The following is a 17,379-nucleotide window of genomic DNA, read 5'->3' as shown; positions in this document are numbered from 1 at the left end:
TCAGCCCGGCGCGACCTCGACGACGAGCTCCACCTCGACCGGGACATCGCGCGGCAGGCTCGCCACCCCGACGGCCGAGCGCGCGTGGCGCCCCGCGTCGCCGAAGACCTGGCCGAGGAGCTCGCTGGCGCCGTCGACGACGCCCGGCTGGCCGGTGAACGCGGGGTCGGAGGCGACGAAGCCGACGAGCTTCACCACCCGGACCACGCGGTCGAGCGACCCGACCTCGGCGGCGACGGCCGCGAGCGCGTTGAGGGCGCACGTGCGGGCGAGCTCGCGGGCCCGCTCCGGCTCGACGCCGGCACCGACCTTGCCCGTGGCCGCGACCGCGCCGTCGACCAGCGGGATCTGCCCCGCCGTGAACACGAGGTCGCCCGTCCGCACCGCCGGGACGTACGCGCCGGCGGGCGCCGGCACGGCCGGCAGCTGCAGCCCGAGGGCGGCGAGGCGCTCGGTCGCGCTCGTCACTTCTCGCGCTTGAGGTACGCGACGAGCTGCTCGCCACCCCCCGGGGCGGGCACGACCTGGACGAGCTCCCAGCCGTCCTCGCCCCACGTGTCGAGGATCTGCTTGGTCGCGTGCGTCAGCAGCGGCACGGTCGCGTACTCCCACTTGGCCATGCCCGAACCCTAGCGGCGCGGGCGCGCGGCGCGAGCAGGAGCAGTGCCGCCGGCCGGCGGGAGAGCGGGGGTCAGGCGCCGCGCTGGGCGGGGAGCACCGCGCTGCCCGGCTTGCGGGTGGCGGTCTCGAAGTCGCGCTTGGCGTCCTGCAGGTAGGCCGTCCAGGACTCGACGTCCGGGCGCCGGCGGAGCAGCGCGCGGCGCTCGCGCTCGGTCATGCCGCCCCAGACGCCGAACTCCGTGCGGTTGTCGAGGGCCTCCGCGAGGCACTCGGTGCGCACGGGGCAGCCCCCGCAGACGAGCTTGGCGCGGTTCTGCGCCGCCCCCTGGACGAAGAGGGCGTCGGGGTCGCTGTTGCGGCACGCGCCGCGCGAGGCCCAGTCGCGGTCCCACGCCGACGCCTCGCTCGTGGCGGCGCCCAGCGCGATGGTGGTGTTGCCCATGTCGTCCTCCGTCCGACCCGGCCCGCCGCGATTCCCCCTCGCGGCCGTCCGTTGCGTCGACGGTACGGAACGGGACAGGACCCCCGGCATCCCCGAAACGGACAGTTCGCCCGTAGTCCGATCTGACTACGCCGCCCGGGCGGTCCTGCCTGGTCGGGCCCCTGCCGGGACCTCCGTCGGACCCCTGCCGGACCCGCTCGGGACCCCTCTCGGGAGCTCTGCCGGGACGCTCGCCGGGTCCTGCTCGCCCGGCGCTCGCGCGCGTCCCGGGGGCGCCCAGGCGGGCACCGTACCCTGGCTGCATGTCCGCCCTCTGGCAGGGGCTGGTCCAGGGGACCAGCCTCGTGCGCCGCCTCGTCGTCCTCGTCGTGCTGAGCGCCGTGTCCGGCGTCCTCCTGGCCGGGCTGGCGCTGCCGCTGGCCGGCGCCGCGGGCTTCGCCGCCCGGACCGGCGCGCAGCAGTTCGAGGACCTGCCCTCGGACTTCACGGTGAGCACGCCGCCCGCCTCGACGACGATGTACGCCGACGACGGCAAGACGCTGATCGCGAAGTTCTTCACCCAGGACCGGCAGATCGTCCCCTACGCCAAGATCTCGCCCTGGATGTGGAAGGCGCAGGTCTCCATCGAGGACAACCGCTTCTTCGAGCACGGCGGCGCGGACCTGCGGGGCATGCTCCGCGCGCTGGTCAACAACGCCTCCGGCGGCGGCACGCAGGGCGCCTCGACCCTCGAGCAGCAGTACGTGAAGCTCGCCCTGGTCTACGCGGCCCAGCAGCGCGGCGACGACAAGGCCGAGCAGGCGGCGACCGCCGAGACCGTGGACCGCAAGCTGCGCGAGCTGCGCCTGGCGATCACGCTCGACAACACGCAGTCCAAGCAGCAGATCCTCACGAGCTACCTCAACATCGCCTACTACGGCGCCGGGGCGTACGGCGTGCAGGCGGCGGCGCAGCGCTACTTCCGCGTCAACGCGGTGGACCTCAGCATCACCCAGGCCGCGCTGCTCGCCGGCCTGGTGCAGCGGCCCAACGCGACCGACCCCATCAAGCACCCGGCGGCCGCCGAGGCGCGGCGCAACGTCGTGCTGCAGAGCATGGTGCCGAAGTACCTCACGCAGGCGCAGGCCGACCGGGCGAAGAAGCGGCCGGTGAGCCTCGACCTCCACCAGCGCGTGCCCAAGCAGGAGTGCGAGGCGGCCAAGCCGGAGTTCGCGTGGTTCTGCGACTACGCCAAGCGCTACTTCCTGCAGGACACGACGTTCGGCGCCACGCTGGCCCAGCGCCAGCGGCGGCTCTACACGAGCGGGCTCACCATCGTCACCACGCTCGACCCGACGATGCAGGAGGCCGCGCAGACCGGCATGGCCAAGTGGGTCTACCCGACCGACCAGGCCGCCGGCGTCGTGACGATGGTCGAGCCGGGCACGGGCTACGTCCGCGGCATCGTCATCAGCAAGGCCTACGGGGACAAGAACAAGCAGGACACCGCGACCAAGGTCAACCTCGCGCTCAACCACCGGCTCTCGGGATCGATCGGCACGCAGGCCGGGTCGACCTTCAAGGCCTTCGTCGCGGCCTACGCGCTGAGCCACCTCAAGGAGCTGGGCGTCGGCTTCGGCTACAAGATCTACTCGCCGGCCGTGCTCAAGTCGGTCAAGCCGATGAAGACCTGCGTGGACGGCAAGCCGGGCTACGCCACGGGCTACGGCCAGAACGGCAAGTTCCCCGGCAACGAGAGCCTCAGCGAGCAGGGGACGTTCGACCTGCGCACGGCTACGCAGAACTCCATCAACACGTACTTCATCCAGCTGCAGCAGAAGGTCGGGCTCTGCGGCCCCGCGACGCTGGCGCAGCAGATGGGCGTCTTCCGCGCGGACACGCCGGACGCCGAGCCGCTGCAGCAGATCCAGTCGTTCACCCTCGGCACCAACAACATCGCGCCGCTCGACCTCGCCGCGGCGTACGCGACGTTCCCGGCCCGCGGGAAGTTCTGCCCGGCCTACCCCTTCCTCAAGGTGACCGACCGCAAGGGCAACCCGTTCGACCTGACCAAGGGGAAGCCGGCCTGCAAGCAGGTCCTCGACCCCGAGGTCGCGGACGCCATGAACTACCTGCTGCGCGGCGTCGTCACCGGCGGCTCGGGCAGGCTCGCCTCCATCCCCGGCCAGGACGTCGCCGGCAAGACCGGCACCACGCAGGGCCGCCAGCAGGCGTGGTTCATGGGCTACACCGCGAGCCTCGTCGGCTCGGCGACCGTCTGGGACCCGAGTCCCCCGAAGGGCGGCTACCGCCTGTCGGGCAAGAAGATCGGCGGCACGACCTACGGCGAGGTGCGCGGCATGAACCTCCCGGCGCCGATGTGGCACGACACCGTGGGTGCCGCGATCGAGGCGGCGAAGCTGCCCGACAGCAACTTCAAGGCACCACTGGGCAGGTTCTTCCTCGGCGGCTCCTACGCGCCGAGCTTCACCGCGGCCAACGGCTTCGGCGGCAGCGGCTGCACCACGACCTCGATCAAGAGCATCGGCGACCTGACGACGAGCTGCGGGTCGGGCAAGGGCTCGGGCAAGGGTGACGGCAAGGGCGGCAGCGGTTCGGACCCGTCGCCCTCCCCGGGCACGACGTCGCCGGCGACGCCGAGCAAGCCGGGCAAGGGCGGCAGCGGCGGCAGCACCCCGAAGCCGGGCGCGACGGGCGGACCGAACCCCAAGCCCTCGCCGGGCGCCGGTCGGTGACGGCGGCTCGGCGCGTCCTCCGCGGGGGACTGGGCCTCGGCGCCTGCGCGGGAGCAGGACTCGCGTACTCCGCGGTGGAGGCGCGCTCCTACCGCCTGCGCCGCGTCACGGTGCCCGTCCTGCCGGCCGGGCAGCGCCCCCTGAGGCTGCTCCACCTCTCCGACCTGCACCTGCTGCCGCAGCAGCGCAAGAAGATCGCGTGGGTGCAGCACCTGGCGGGGCTCGAGCCGGACGTCGTCATCGACACGGGTGACAACCTCGCGGGAGCGCGCTCGATCCCCGCCGTGCTCGACGCGCTCGGCCCGCTGCTCGAGCTGCCGGGCGCGTTCGTCATGGGCTCCAACGACTACTTCGCCCCGACGCCGCGCAACCCCTTCGCCTACTTCCACACCACCGGCAGCGCGCACGACCTGAAGCCCGGCGAGGAGTGGAAGGGCGAGCCGCTGCCGACGGAGGACCTACGCACCGGGCTCACCGCCGCGGGCTGGGTGGACCTCACCAACGCCCGCGGCCGGCTGCGGGTGGACGGACGCGACCTCGAGCTCGTCGGCGTCGACGACCCGCACATCAACAGGGACCGCTACGCCGACGTCGCCGGCCCCGCCGACCCGTCGGCCGACCTCACGCTCGGGGTGGCGCACGCGCCGTACCAGCGGGTGCTCGACGCGATGGCGCACGACGGGGCCGGGCTCATCCTCGCCGGGCACACCCACGGCGGGCAGCTGCGCATCCCGTTCTCGCCGGCCGCGCTCGTCGCGAACTGCGACCTGCCGAAGTCCCAGGCGCGCGGGCTCAGCCGCTGGGGCAGCGCCCGGCTGCACGTGTCCGCCGGGCTCGGCACCTCGCCGTACGTCCGGTTCCGGTTCGCCTGCCCGCCGGAGGCGACGCTGCTGACGCTGACCGCGCAGGAGCCGCTGGGCTGAGCCGGTTCAGCCCCGCAGGGCCGCTCGCAGGTGCGGTGCCCAGCGCACGACCTCGGTGGAGCGCGAGCCCAGGACGACGAGACTGGCGATCACGGCATGCACCCGGGCGCTGTCGCCCGAGAACAGGCGCGTCGACGACGAGGGAGCCGGGACGTGGGCCTCGCCCCCGACGTAGCGGGGCGCAGGGATCGGGACGAGGAAACGGCCACCCTGCTGGCGGAACTCCGCCTGCTGCGCGACGATCTCCGTGGCGAAGTTCCACGCGAGGACGAGAGCGACGTCGGGGTGGCGCTCGCTGAGGGCCTCCACGGGCAGGATGGGGATGCCCGTCCCCGGCATGAACTTGCCGATCTTGTGCGGGTTGCGGTCGACGACGAACTCGATCATGTCGTCGCCGATGCCGCAGAAGCTCAGCAGTGTCACGCCCTTCGCGGCCGCGCCGTACGCCGCGACGCGAGCCCCCTGGGCCCGCGCCTCCTCCAGCATCCGGCGCAGGTCCGTGGCCAGCGCCTGCACGCGTGCACTGAAGTCCGCGTAGTAGGCGAAGGAGTCCAGCCCGGCCTCCCGCTCCTCCTGCAGCACCCGCGCAGCGCGCTCGGTGAGCCCGGGCGTGCGCGAGCCGACCCAGCGCAGCGTGCCGCCGTGCAGGTCGGGGAAGACCACGACGTCGTTGAGGTGCAGCCCGTGGCGCAGCAGGAGAGCCTGCACGGCGATCGTCGAGAAGTAGCAGAAGTGCTCGTGGTAGACGGTGTCGAACTCGGTGCTGTCGACGAGGTAGCGCACCCCGGGGTTCTCGATCTCGACCGTGCCGGTGTCGGACACGAGCACGGCGAGCCCGGCCACGAAGTCGTTGAGCTCGGGCACATGTGCCATGACGTTCTTCGCGATGACGACGTCGGCGTTCCCGTGCTCGGCGACCAGCTGCTCGGCGGTCTGCACGCCGAAGAACGCCTCCACTGTCGGGATGCCGATCGCGCGCGCAGCCGCGGCGGGCTCGGGGGTGGGCTCGACGCCGACCACGCGCACTCCGGTGCCCGCGAAGCCGCGCAGCAGGTATCCGTCATTGCTCGCCACCTCGACCACGAGGGACCGCTCGTCGAGGGAGTGCTCCGCGAGCAGCAGGTCGACGTGCTCCTTGCTGTGGCGCAGCAGCTCGTCGCTGAACGACGAGAAGTAGGGGTACTCCGCGTCGAACAGCTCGATGTCGGGGCTCGTCTGCGTGAGCTGCACCAGGGCGCACGACTCGCAGAAGCCGACGACCAGCGGGAACTGCGGCAGCTCGCGGCTCTGCTGCGCGTCGCGCACGAGGGTGTTGGCTACCGGGGAGAGCCCGAGATCGAGGAAGGGCCTCACACTGGTGGTGCCACCGCAGGACCGGCAGGGGTCGCAGGCTGGCGGAGTCGTCACGTCGGATCAGCCTTCCTCGTCATCCAGGCACGTCCACGACCGCGGACGCGGGGAGCAGCACGCACAGATGACGAGAGGCGGATCCTGCACGCCGTACGGCGATCGGCGCAGGCCGCGGACACCGTCGTCACGCGCGCGGGACCAGGCGGTGTCCCGACTCAGCCCTCCCCCCGGGCATCTGGTCCGAGTAGAGCACCCCACGAGCACCGCTGTCACGGAGTTCACCGAAACGGCCGTTGCGGGGTGGCTTTCCGTGCAAACCCACCCGGAAGATCCGCTGCGGCACCTACGATCTCGCTGTCGGGACGTGCCGTGACGGTCCCGGTCTTGCGACAGGTGGCTGCCCGCGCGGCCTCGACCGGGGAGTGCCATGGCTGAACCGCGTACGGTCCTGGTCACCGGAGCCACCGGCATGATCGGGTCGCGACTCGTGGCCCAGCTCGTGCAGCAGGGCGACGACGTGCACGCGGTCTCGCGCGAGGAGCACCCGCCCGAGGACGCCGTCACCTGGTGGCGGTGCGACCTGGCTGACGCACCAGCGCTCGACCGCGTGCTGACCTCGGTGCGACCGCATGTGGTGCACCACCTCGCCGCGAAGGTGGACGGAGCGCGTACGCGCGAGCTCGTGCGCCCGACCCTGGTGGAGAACCTCCTCGTCACGGTCTCCCTGCTCGAGGCCGTCGACCGGCTCGGCATCGCACGGCTGGTGCTCAGCGGCTCGGCGCTGGAGGAGCCGGCCGGCGGGGACGCGCTGCCCGTCCCACCCTCGCCGTACGGTGCGTCGAAGTGGGCCGCGAGCGCCTACGCGCGGATGTACTCCGCGCTGTTCGACCTGCCCGTGGTCACCGTGCGCCCCAACATGACCTACGGGCCCGGGCAGCGCGACCTCCGCAAGCTCGTGCCCTACGTCATCCTCTCCCTGCTGCGCGGTGAGGAGCCGCAGCTGAGCAGCGGTGCGCGCCCGTGCGACTGGGTCTTCGTCGACGACGTCGCCGCGGCGTACCGCGCCGCCGGCGAGTCACCCGTCGCGCCGGGACGCACCATCGACATCGGGACCGGCGTGCTCACCACCGTGGCCGACCTCGTGGCCGACGTGGTGCGCATCCTCGGCACACCGCTGCAGCCGCGCTTCGGCGTCGTCGACGTGCGCCCGCTGGAGCAGGTCGTCGCCACCGATCCGGCTCCTGCGCAGGAGCTCCTCGGCTGGCGGCCCGAGGTCGACCTCCACGAGGGTCTCCAGCGCACCGTCGCCTGGGCGCGCACGCTCGTGCCCGAGCCGCGGGGGCACGCCGCGGGCGAGCGGGTGTCGCGGTGACCCCCGAGGAGCTCATGGCCCTGGCCGCGGAGCTCTTCCCGATCCCCCGCAGCATCACCGGCCCCGGTGCGCGCGAGACGCTGGAGGTCGTGCGGCGCCGGATCCCCCTCGACGTGGTCGAGGTCCCCTCGGGCTCCCCCGCCCTCGACTGGACGGTGCCGGCGGAGTGGTCGGTCCGCGAGGCCTGGCTCGAGGCGCCGGACGGCACCCGCCTGGCCGACTACGCGGAGAACCCCCTGCAGCTGCTGGGCTACAGCGTCTCCTACGACGGTGTCGTCTCGAGGGACGAGCTGCTCGAGCACGTGTTCACCCTCGAGGACCGCCCGCACGCCGTGCCCTACCGGACCGCCTACTACACGGAGCGCTGGGGCTTCTGCCTCGCGTACGACGTGGTGCGCGACCTGCCCGACGGCGACTACCGCGTGCACATCGACACGACGCACCACACGTCCGGGTCGCTCAGCTACGGCGAGCTCGTCGTGCCCGGCAGGTCCGATGACGAAGTGCTGGTCAGTACGCACATCTGCCACCCGCTGCAGGCCAACGACAACGTCTCCGGCATCGTCGCGGCGACAGCCCTGGCCCAGCACGTGCTCAGCGCACCGCGCGAGCTCACCTACCGGTTCGTGTTCGTCCCCGGCACGATCGGCTCGATCGTCTGGCTGTCGCGCCACCGCGACGCGGCCGACCGGGTACGCGCCGGTATGGTGCTGACCGCGCTGGGCGACCCGGCCCGCTTCGTCTACAAGCAGAGCCGCCGCGGTGGGCGGTGGATCGACGAGGTGGTGCCCGCGGCGCTGGCGGCGGCGGGCGTCGAGCACGAGGTGCGGGCCTTCGACCCCTACGGCTACGACGAGCGGCAGTACTGCTCGCCCGGGTTCGACCTCCCGGTGGGACGGCTGAGCCGCTCCACGCACGCGGAGTACCCCGAGTACCACACGTCGCTGGACGACCTGTCGTTCATCGACGGGGCGAGCCTCGCGGCGTCGGTCGGCGTGCTCGAGGGCGTCGTCGACCTGCTGGAGCACGACAGGTGCTGGCGCAGCACCAGCCCGTACGGCGAGCCCCAGCTCGGACGCCGGGGGCTGTACCGCCAGATCGGCGCGACCATCGACGCCAAGGCACGGGAGCTCGCGCTGCTCTGGGTGCTCAGCGGAGCCGACGGCAGCACCCCGCTGCGCGAGGTCGCGCAGCGCTCGGGCCTGGAGTTCGCCGCCCTGCGCGACGCCGCGAGCCTGCTGCACGAGCACGGCCTGCTGGCCGATCCAGCCCTCCCTCCGGCGTGAGGAGTCGCGCACCCGTGCCGCGCCGGCGCGGTCGCCGTCCCACGACGAGGGGTCGAGCGCACCTCCGCATGGGCTATCCTTGCTCTGCTCGTCGGGGAGCTCCACCGGGGTGTGGCGCAGCTTGGTAGCGCGCTTCGTTCGGGACGAAGAGGTCGTGGGTTCAAATCCCGCCACCCCGACGCGCGAGACGGCCGGGGACCCACCAGGGTCCCCGGCCGTCTGCTGTCCCCGCCCTCTGCTACCAATGGGCGGGTGACCGACTCCCCCGACCTGACGGCGCTGCCCCTGTGGGAGCAGCGGTTCCGCGCCGCCCGGGTCTCCCTCCCGGACTGGGCGCAGGACGCGCCCGCCCGCTGCCTCTACCTCGCCAACCCGACCGGGACGTACGAGCTCTACGCGTGGGACCGCGACGCCGGCACGCACCGCCAGGTGACCGACCGGCCCGAGGGCACCGCGGAGGGGACGCTGACGCCCGAGGGCGACGCGGTCTGGTGGTTCGACGACACCGACGGCGACGAGTACGGCGTGTGGCGCCGCCAGCCGTTCGAGGGCGGCCCGGACGAGGACGCGGCGCCGGGGCTGGGAGCGGCGTACTCCGCGGGGCTCGTGCTGGGTCGCGGCGGCCTCGCGGTGGTCGGCCGCGCCGACGACGACTACGGCACCGAGGTCAGCGTCCTCCAGCCGGGCCGGCGGCCGCGCACGGTCTACGCCTCGGAGGAGAGCGCGTTCGTCGGCGACCTCAGCGAGGACGGCACGCTGCTCACCATCGGCCACAGCGAGGACGGCGACTCGCGCCACCCCGACCTCCGCGTCATCCGGGTGTCCGACGCGAGCACGGTCGCGGAGCTCTCCGACGGGCCCGGGCGCGGCCTGCACCCGCTCGGCTTCGCCCCGCTGATGGGGGACACGCGACTGCTCGTCGGGCACGAGCGACGCGGGCGCGACGAGCTGCTCGTGTGGGACGTCGCGAACGGCAGCACCACCGAGATCGTCCTCGACCTGCCGGGCGACGTCGGCGCGCAGTGGTACCTCGACGGCCGGGCGCTGCTGGTGGAGCACGAGCACCTCGCGCGCAACGAGCTCTACCGCTACGAGCTCGCCACCGGCGCCCTCGAGCGCCTCGACGTGCCGCGCGGCGTCGTGAGCGAGGCGACCGTGCGCCCCGACGGCGTCGAGTACTCCTGGTCCTCGGCCGCGGAGCCCGGCGTCGTGCGCCGGCTCGGCGGGGAGGTCGTGCTCACCCCGCCCGGGGCGCCGTGCCCCCCGTCGGTGCCGGTCGAGGACGTCTGGGCCGAGGGGCCGGGCGGCCGGGTCCACGCGCTGCTCTCCGCGCCCACCGGGGAGGGTCCGCACCCCGCGGTCGTGCTCATCCACGGTGGGCCGACCTGGCACGACGCGGACTCGTTCGCCTCCGACGTCGCGGCCTACGTCGACGCCGGCATCGCCGTCGTCCGGGTCAACTACCGCGGCTCGACGGGCTACGGGTCGGCCTGGCGCGACGCCATCGAGGGCCGAGTCGGCACCACCGAGCTCGAGGACGTCGTCGCCGTGCGCGACGCGCTGGTCGGGGCCGGCCGGATCGACGGCGCGCGCACCGCCGTGTCGGGCGGGTCGTGGGGCGGCTACCTCACGCTGCTCGCCCTCGGCCGCTACCCCGACCTCTGGGCCGCGGGCGTCGGCGCCGTCCCGGTCGCGGACTACGTCGCGGCCTTCGAGGACGAGATGGAGCCCCTGAAGGCCTTCGACCGGTCGCTGTTCGGCGGCTCGCCGACCGAGGTGCCCGAGCGCTACCGCGAGTCCTCGCCGATCACCTACGTCGACGCCGTCACCGCGCCGCTGCTCGTGCTCGCCGGCGAGAACGACCCGCGCTGCCCCATCCGGCAGATCGAGAACTACCTCGCCGCCCTCGACGCGCGCGGCCAGGCCTACGAGCTCTACCGCTACGACGCGGGCCACGGCTCGCTCGTCGTGGAGGAGCGCGTCAAGCAGATGCGCCTCGAGCTCGAGTTCCTCTGCCGGCACCTCGGCCTGCCGGTCCCGTGAGCGCGCTCGACGCGCTGGCCGAGGCGTACGCCGCGACCTCCGCCGCGGTCGACGGCCTCGCGCCGCGCGACCTGCTGCGGCCGACCGGCGCCGAGTCCTGGTGCGTCGCGGACCTGCTGCTGCACCTGCGCCTCGACGCCGAGCGCGCGCTCGTCGCCTGTACGACGACGGCGGACGACGAGCCCGACGTCGACGCGGTGACCTACTGGACGGCGTACCAGCAGGGCAAGCCGGACGACGGCGGGGCGCACGCGCGCTTCGTGCGGGTCTCCGCCGCGGCGTACGCGTCGCCGGCGGGGCTCGTGCAGCACTGGTCGCACGTGTCCGGCGCCGCCCTGCGCGCGCTGGCGGCGCGCGACCCCGACGGTCGCGTCAGCACGCAGGGCCACGTGCTGCGGGTGGAGGACTTCACCGCGACGCTGGCCGTCGAGGGCGCGGTCCACCACCTCGACCTCACCCTGGAGCTGCCGCAGCGCCGGCACCCGCTCCCCCTCTCGCTGGCGCTGACCCGCGAGGTCGTCACCCGCGCCGTCGGCCCGCTGCCGGCGCGCTGGTCGGACGTCGACGCCGCCCTGAGGGCGACCGGCCGCGCCCCGCTCGACGACGCCGACCGCGCGGAGCTGGGCGCTGCCGCGGACCGGCTGCCGCTGTTCAGCTGACTCGGCCGCGCGGGTGGCACAGTGGACGCGTGGCGCGCGACGACGACGACATCGAGGCCCTGCTCGCGGACGTGGAGCGCACGCTCGGGCGGGGTGGCCCTGCCCCCGAACGCCAGCCGGCCCGGCGCTCCGACCCGGCGCCTGCTCCGCGCTCGTCGTCCCGGCTCGACGGCGTGCGCGCCGGCGTCGCCGCCCGCTTCCGCGCGGCGCTCGTGGCTGCGGTCGTCGCCGGGGCGGCGGTGTTCGCGCTGTTCGCCGTCACGCCGTTCCTGGGGGCGGTCTCGGGCGGGGCGGGTGCGGCGGTCGCGGCGTTCGTCGCCGTCGGAGTGACCTACCGGCGTCGCTAGCCGCCGGGGAGCTGCGGCTCTGGCAGCATCTGCGCGTGCGCAGCGCGGAGGACCACGGGCTCGACGCCCTCCGGCTCGTGCTCCTCGTCCGGCTGCGGCGACGGCTGCGCCTGCTCGCCCTGCTCGCCCTCGCGGGGCTGCCGCTGTGCGCAGGGCTCGTCATCGCCGTGCAGGCGTGGACGCCGGGCGGGTCGCGCTGGTGGGAGTTCGCCGGGGACTGGGCCGACCCGGTGCTCACCGCCCTCGCCGCGGTGCTCGTGCTCGCCCTGCTCTCCCAGGGGCTGACCCGCTTCCTGCCCGGCCCGGAGGCGGAGGTCGCGGCGCGGCTCGTCCCACTGGTCCGGCTGCGCAACCAGGGCGACGCCAGGCTGTGGCGGCGCCGGGTCCCCGCGGCGAGCGCGCTGCAGGCCTACCTCGACCCCGACACGCGACTCCCCCCGGGACTGGTGCTCTGGTGCGGCGGCTCCGTGCTCTTCGCCGCGGTCATGGCGACCCAGGTCGCCCCGGCGTGGGAAGCGAACCACGGGCACGGCGAGGTCGTCACCATCGGCGTGGACGCCCACCTCGACCACGTCGAGCACGGGCGGAGCACGACGTGGTTCCTCTCCACGCCGCAAGGCGTCGTGGTCTCGCAGAGCGGCGCGCCGCACGACGGCGAGCGCTTCGCCCTCACGGGCAGCGGCGCGTACGCCGTGGGCGGCCACGTCTGGGTCCTCGTCGCGCTGCTCCTGCTCGCGGGCGTGGCCTCGGCACTGGGCAGCTGCGCGCTGCTGGTCGTCGGCGCGCGCTCGGCCCCGGCGCGGCTCTCCTGGTGGGCCGGGCGGCACCTGCCCGCGGCCCTCGACGCCGCGCGGGCGAGCGGGCAGTCCCTGCAGCTCGTCAGCGGCGCGTCGTGGTCCCTGTCGTTCGCCGGGCTGCGCGGAGCTCCCGCGGCTGCCGTGCTCGCCCGCCGCCGCCGCCGCCTGCTGCTCGTCGTCGGTGTCGTGCTCGTCATCGGCGGCACGGCCACCGCCGTCGTGCAGCTGCTGCAGCCGCCGCCGTCCCGACGCGACGTGACCGTCCCCGCGCTGGTCGGGCTCGGGCTGCCGGACGCCACCGCGTCGTACGACGACACCAGCGCCGCCCGCGACTACTACGCCGACCTCGTGGGCTCGCGGCCGGCCTCGACGTGGTCGTTCGGCGCCTTCGGCACGGTCGACGGCCAGCGGGTGTACGTCGACGTCGACGTCTTCCGCGAGCGGCCGGAGCAGCGGACCACGGCGTTGCGCGCCGTCGGCGACTGGCTCGCCGAGCGCGACGCCTCACGGCCCACCGCCGACCTGCCCGGGCTGCCCGCCGGCGCTGTCGGGCGGCTGGACCTGCAGGACCCGCCCGGCGCGGAGGCGGCGGGCAGTGCGGAGGGCTGGCTGCTCTGGGTCCACGTGAGCGGCTCCGAGGGCGTACGCGCCGAGCAGCTCGCGCCCGTCGCCACGCGCGCGCTGGCCGCGCTGGAGCAGGAGGGCTTCGCCCGGGTGGCCCGCGAGACGGGACGCTAGGTCAGCCCTGCGTGTGCCACTCGACGGCGTCGTCGAGGTCGCCCGTGAGGGCGAAGTGCCAGGCGGCACGCACGGCGACGTCCGGGGCGACGACGTAGCGCAGGGGGTACTCCTGCACCTGCCCCTCGCCGACGACGAGGGGGAGCAGCTCGTCCGAGTCCGGGCCCGCGGCGAGCACGAAGACGTCGCCGTCGTAGTCGACGTAGACGACGAGACCCGCCGCCGCCGACCCGCCGACGGCGAGGTGGGCGTCGTCCGGTCCGGTCAGGACGAGCGTGGTGCGCTCGACGCCGTCGAGCTCGTCGACGAGCTGGCGCACGGTCGCCTCGTCCCAGTCCGGCTCCCACGCGAGCTCCACCGCCCCCATCCAGGGCGAGACGGAGGCGACGGTCCGCACGAACACGGCGCCAGCGTCGCACACCGATGAGCCGCGCCGGCCCGTACCGTCCGACGGGAAGGACCACGAGTGCAGGAGGCTCCAGTGACGAGCACGACAGGCCAGCCAGGTGCAGCAGGACCCCTCGATCCCGGCCGTGCGTTCAGCGGCTTCTCCTGCGCGGCGAGCGGGCCCGGCGACGTCGAGGACATGCGCGCGTTCTACACCGGCGTGCTCGGCGTCCCGACCGACGTGGAGCACGGGATGCTCTGGCTGCACCTCGCGCCCGGCCGCGACGTGCTGGTCTACCCCAAGCCGGGGCACCAGCCCGCGACCTCGACGGTGCTGAACTTCCCCGTCGACGACGTGGCCGCGGCGGTCGACGCGCTGGCGGCGGCGGGGGTGACGCCCGAGCGCTACCCCGGCATGGACCAGGACGAGCGCGGCATCAACCGCGGCGGCGGCCCGCTCATCGCGTGGTTCCTCGACCCGGCGGGCAACCCGTTCTCGGTCCTGCAGGGCTGACCCGCCACCCGACGACGTGGGCCTGGGCAACTGCCGTCCACGCGACTAGGGTGCGGCTCTGCGCAGGGCCGGGCCCGCGTGGGGGCGGAGGAGTCGCATGGGCAAGCCCGTGGTCCTGGCGGTCGACGACGACGCGGAGGTCTGCGCCGCCATCGCGCGCGACCTGCGCAGCCGCTACGGCAAGGACCACCAGGTCATGCGGGCGGACTCGGGGGCGCAGGCGCTCGACGTGCTGACGCGGCTTGCGCTGCGCGGTCGTCCCGTGGCGCTCATCGCCTCCGACCAGCGGATGCCCGGGATGACCGGCATCCAGCTGCTGGAGGAGGCCCGGACCCACGCGCCGACGGCGAAGCTGCTGCTGCTGACGGCGTACGCCGACACCGGCGTCGCGATCAAGGCGATCAACGACATCGGGCTCGACTACTACCTGCTCAAGCCCTGGGACCCGCCGGAGGACCGGCTCTACCCGGTGGTCGACGACCTGCTCGGCGACTGGCGGCGGGAGAACCCCGACGAGACGTCGGAGCTGCGCGTGCTGGGGCACCGGTGGTCCGAGCGCAGCCACGAGGTGAAGACCTTCCTCGCGCGCAACCACGTGCCCTACCGCTGGTACGACATCGAGCTGGACGCCGAGGCGCAGCGCCTGGCCGGGCTGGCGGGCGCCGGACCGGACGACATGCCGCTCGTGCTCGTCCCCGAGGGCGAGACGCTGCGCGCACCGACGAGCCGGGACCTGGCCGGGGCCCTCGGCCTGCGCACCTCGGCCACCCAGCCGCTGTACGACGTGTGCATCGTGGGCGCCGGGCCCGCCGGTCTCGCGGCGGCGGTCTACGCCGCCTCGGAGGGCCTGAGCACCGTCATCGTCGAGCGCGAGGCGCCGGGCGGCCAGGCCGGCACCAGCGCGGCGATCGAGAACTACCTCGGCTTCCCGCGCGGGCTCACCGGCGCCGACCTCACCCAGCGGGCCGTCGCCCAGGTCTCGCGGTTCGGCGCGGAGGTGGTGCTCGCCCGCGACGTCGTCGGCCTGGAGCCGCGCGGGCCCGTGCGCGCCGTCCTGCTCGAGGGCGACGGCGAGATCGAGGCCCGGGCCGTCATCGTCTCGACAGGCGTGTCCTACCGCCTGCTCGAGGCCGCCGGTGCGCAGGCGCTGACCGGGCGCGGGGTCTACTACGGCGCTACCGCGAGCGACGCACCGCAGACGCAGGGCGAGGACGTCTACGTCGTGGGCGCCGCGAACTCCGCCGGCCAGGCCGCCTTGAACCTGGCGCGCTACGCCAGCCGGGTCGTGCTGCTCGTCCGGGGCCGCTCGCTCGAGGACACCATGTCGCAGTACCTCAGCGAGCGGATCCAGGCGCACGAGCGCATCGAGGTGCGGCTGCGCACCGAGGTCGAGTGCTGCGCCGGCGACGGCCACCTGGAGACGCTGCGCCTGCGCGAGCGCGACACCGGCGTCCTGGAGGAGGTGAAGACGAACTGGCTGTTCGTCTTCATCGGCGCCTCCCCCCGCACCGACTGGCTCGGGTCGCAGGTCCTGCGTGACGGCAAGGGGTTCGTGGTGACCGGGCAGGACCTGCGCAGCCCCGGGCGCGAGCTCGAGTGGGTGCTGCCGCGGGAGCCGTTCGCGCTCGAGACGAGCGTCCCGGGCGTCTTCGCCGCGGGTGACGTCCGGCTCGACTCGATGAAGCGGGTCGCCTCCGCCGTGGGCGAGGGCGCCATGTCGGTCTACCTCGTGCACCGCTACCTGGCGTCGTCGTGATGCGCGCGGAGGACCTGCGCGGGATCCCGCTGTTCGACGGCGTGACGGACGGGCAGCTGGCCGAGCTCGCCGCGGTCGGCGAGGAGGTCCCCGTCGAGCGCGGCGTCGACCTCTTCCACCAGGGCGACCCGGCCGAGCACTGGTGGGTGCTGCTCGAGGGCGAGGTCGAGCTGCTGCGCCGGGTCGGGCCCGAGGACGTCGTCGTCGCCCGCCTCGACCAGCCGGGGCGGTGGGTCGGCGGGTTCCGGGGCTGGGACGAGAACGCGGTCTACCTCCCGAGCGCGCGGGGCGTCACCCCGGGCCGGGTCCTGCGCGTACCGTCGGCGGACCTGCGGCGGCTCAGCGACAGCTGGTCCCCGTTGAGCGGGCACATCGTCGCCGGCGTCTTCAACACCGCCCGCAACGCCGAGGCCACGGCGCGGCAGCGCGAGTCGCTGGTGGCGCTGGGGACGCTCGCCGCCGGGCTCGCGCACGAGCTCAACAACCCGGCCGCGGCGGCGACGCGGGCGGTCGACTCCCTCGCCGCGACCGCAGGCGAGCTGCTCGACGCGCTGCGCGACCTCGCCCGCGCGGGGATCGCCGCCGACCAGTTCACCGGGCTGGACGCGCTGCGCAGCTCGCTCGCCCCGCCGGCGGGCCCCGTCGACCCGCTGGAGCTCGCCGACCAGGAGGAGGAGCTCGGCTCCTGGCTGGAGTCGCACGACGTCGAGCTGGCCTGGGACCTCGCGCCGGCCCTGGCTGCGGCAGGGGCGGACGTCGGCTGGTGCGAGCGCGCCGAGGAGGCCGTCGGCTCGGCCGCCCTGGAGCCCGCCCTGCGCTGGGTCGCGAGCACGGTCACCACGGCCGCCCTGCTGCGCTCGACGAAGGAGTCCACCCGCCGGGTCTCCGAGCTGGTCGACGCCGTGCGGTCGTACTCCCAGATGGACCGCGGCTCGGTGCAGCTCATCGACGTCACCGAGGGGCTCGAGAGCACGCTGGTGATGCTCGGCCACAAGCTGCGCGGGGTCGACGTGGTGCGTGACTTCGACGCGGGCGTGCCGAAGATCGAGGCGTACGCCGGTGAGCTGAACCAGGTCTGGACGAACCTCATCGACAACGCCGTCGACGCGATGGACGGCGCGGGGACGCTGCGGCTGCGCACCCGTCCCGACGGCGAGGGGGTCGTCGTCGAGGTGGGCGACAGCGGGGCCGGGATGCCGCCGGAGGTGGCGGCGCGGGCGTTCGAGGCGTTCTACACGACCAAGCCCGTCGGCAGGGGGACGGGCCTCGGCCTCGACATCGCGCGGCGCATCGTTCAGGACCGGCACGGCGGCACGGTCACCATCACCTCGCGCCCCGGCGACACCGTGCTGAGCGTGCACCTGCCGCGGCGGATCGGCCCGCCCCGCTGACCCGGCACCCGACGTCGT

The 17,379-nt window shown here is 74.3% G+C and carries 16 protein-coding genes and 1 tRNA gene; 12 read left to right on the top strand and 5 right to left on the bottom strand.

Translation table 11 applies throughout. The features are described 5' to 3' along the window. The 3 genes from EV189_RS05210 to EV189_RS05200 all read right to left on the bottom strand — a co-directional run bounded on the left by EV189_RS05210 (nt 1) and on the right by EV189_RS05200 (nt 1,063). Nucleotides 1-468, bottom strand: a complete 468-nt coding sequence (locus tag EV189_RS05210) for a RidA family protein (protein ID WP_130491824.1) — start codon at nt 466-468, stop codon at nt 1-3. Next, nucleotides 465-620 (bottom strand): DUF4177 domain-containing protein, encoded by a 156-nt coding sequence (locus tag EV189_RS05205; protein WP_130491823.1) that lies wholly within the window; start codon nt 618-620, stop codon nt 465-467. The genes EV189_RS05210 and EV189_RS05205 overlap by 4 nt, the downstream gene beginning before the upstream one ends. A gap of 71 nt (nt 621-691) precedes the next feature. After that, nucleotides 692-1,063 (bottom strand): WhiB family transcriptional regulator, encoded by a 372-nt coding sequence (locus EV189_RS05200; RefSeq protein WP_130491822.1) that lies wholly within the window; start codon nt 1,061-1,063, stop codon nt 692-694. 302 nt (nt 1,064-1,365) lie between these two features. Here EV189_RS05200 and EV189_RS05195 point away from each other — a divergent pair, with 302 nt between their 5' ends. Together EV189_RS05195 and EV189_RS05190 are read left to right on the top strand one after the other, a co-directional pair. Next, nucleotides 1,366-3,798 (top strand): transglycosylase domain-containing protein, encoded by a 2,433-nt coding sequence (locus EV189_RS05195; RefSeq protein WP_130491821.1) that lies wholly within the window; start codon nt 1,366-1,368, stop codon nt 3,796-3,798. Continuing rightward, nucleotides 3,795-4,721, top strand: coding sequence for a metallophosphoesterase (locus EV189_RS05190; RefSeq protein ID WP_130491820.1), 927 nt, complete (start codon nt 3,795-3,797; stop codon nt 4,719-4,721). Before EV189_RS05195 ends, EV189_RS05190 begins: the two co-directional genes overlap by 4 nt. A 6-nt stretch (nt 4,722-4,727) precedes the next feature. On the opposite strand, the gene EV189_RS05185 is transcribed toward EV189_RS05190, so the two are convergent. After that, nucleotides 4,728-6,128, bottom strand: a complete 1,401-nt coding sequence (locus tag EV189_RS05185; RefSeq protein ID WP_130491819.1) for a class I SAM-dependent methyltransferase — start codon at nt 6,126-6,128, stop codon at nt 4,728-4,730. 370 nt (nt 6,129-6,498) lie between these two features. Here EV189_RS05185 and EV189_RS05180 point away from each other — a divergent pair, with 370 nt between their 5' ends. The 7 genes from EV189_RS05180 (at nt 6,499) to EV189_RS05150 (ending at nt 13,313) form a co-directional block, all read left to right on the top strand. Further along, nucleotides 6,499-7,443, top strand: coding sequence for an NAD-dependent epimerase/dehydratase family protein (locus tag EV189_RS05180; RefSeq protein WP_130491818.1), 945 nt, complete (start codon nt 6,499-6,501; stop codon nt 7,441-7,443). Then, complete coding sequence (locus tag EV189_RS05175; protein WP_231116072.1) at nt 7,440-8,729, top strand: DUF4910 domain-containing protein; 1,290 nt, start codon at nt 7,440-7,442, stop codon at nt 8,727-8,729. Before EV189_RS05180 ends, EV189_RS05175 begins: the two co-directional genes overlap by 4 nt. 105 nt (nt 8,730-8,834) lie before the next feature. Further along, nucleotides 8,835-8,908, top strand: a tRNA-Pro gene (locus EV189_RS05170). Nucleotides 8,909-8,981: 73 nt separating this feature from the next. Next, nucleotides 8,982-10,772, top strand: coding sequence for a S9 family peptidase (locus tag EV189_RS05165; RefSeq protein ID WP_130491817.1), 1,791 nt, complete (start codon nt 8,982-8,984; stop codon nt 10,770-10,772). Next, nucleotides 10,769-11,431 (top strand): maleylpyruvate isomerase N-terminal domain-containing protein, encoded by a 663-nt coding sequence (locus tag EV189_RS05160; RefSeq protein WP_130491816.1) that lies wholly within the window; start codon nt 10,769-10,771, stop codon nt 11,429-11,431. The genes EV189_RS05165 and EV189_RS05160 overlap by 4 nt, the downstream gene beginning before the upstream one ends. Before the next feature lie 29 nt (nt 11,432-11,460). Next, nucleotides 11,461-11,778, top strand: a complete 318-nt coding sequence (locus EV189_RS05155) for a hypothetical protein (protein WP_130491815.1) — start codon at nt 11,461-11,463, stop codon at nt 11,776-11,778. 35 nt (nt 11,779-11,813) lie between these two features. Further along, nucleotides 11,814-13,313 carry a hypothetical protein gene (locus tag EV189_RS05150; protein WP_130491814.1) on the top strand — a complete coding sequence of 500 codons (1,500 nt, stop codon included), beginning with the start codon at nt 11,814-11,816 and terminating at the stop codon, nt 13,311-13,313. Nucleotide 13,314: 1 nt separating this feature from the next. Here the strand turns inward: EV189_RS05150 and EV189_RS05145 are convergent, their stop codons facing one another. Continuing rightward, a complete protein-coding gene (locus EV189_RS05145; protein WP_130491813.1) occupies nt 13,315-13,716 on the bottom strand; it encodes an Imm1 family immunity protein in 402 nt (133 codons plus the stop codon). 78 nt (nt 13,717-13,794) lie between these two features. Between EV189_RS05145 and EV189_RS05140 the strand changes: the two genes are divergently transcribed. From EV189_RS05140 to EV189_RS05130, 3 genes are all read left to right on the top strand, one after another. After that, nucleotides 13,795-14,214, top strand: coding sequence for a VOC family protein (locus EV189_RS05140; RefSeq protein ID WP_231116071.1), 420 nt, complete (start codon nt 13,795-13,797; stop codon nt 14,212-14,214). Between the two features lie 97 nt (nt 14,215-14,311). Continuing rightward, entirely contained in the window at nt 14,312-15,970 is a 1,659-nt protein-coding gene (locus EV189_RS05135) for an FAD-dependent oxidoreductase (RefSeq protein ID WP_130491812.1), read from the top strand. Continuing rightward, the gene (locus EV189_RS05130; protein WP_130491811.1) at nt 15,970-17,361 is read left to right on the top strand and encodes a sensor histidine kinase; all 1,392 of its coding nucleotides are present in this window, start codon (nt 15,970-15,972) and stop codon (nt 17,359-17,361) included. Before EV189_RS05135 ends, EV189_RS05130 begins: the two co-directional genes overlap by 1 nt. The last annotated feature ends 18 nt before the right edge of the window (nt 17,362-17,379 follow it).

The sequence above is a fragment of the Motilibacter rhizosphaerae genome, from assembly GCF_004216915.1.
Classification (GTDB): Bacteria; Actinomycetota; Actinomycetes; order Motilibacterales; family Motilibacteraceae; genus Motilibacter; species Motilibacter rhizosphaerae.
The sequence above is the reverse complement of the archived record's forward strand: the minus strand, read 5'-3'. Positions and strand labels throughout refer to the sequence as shown.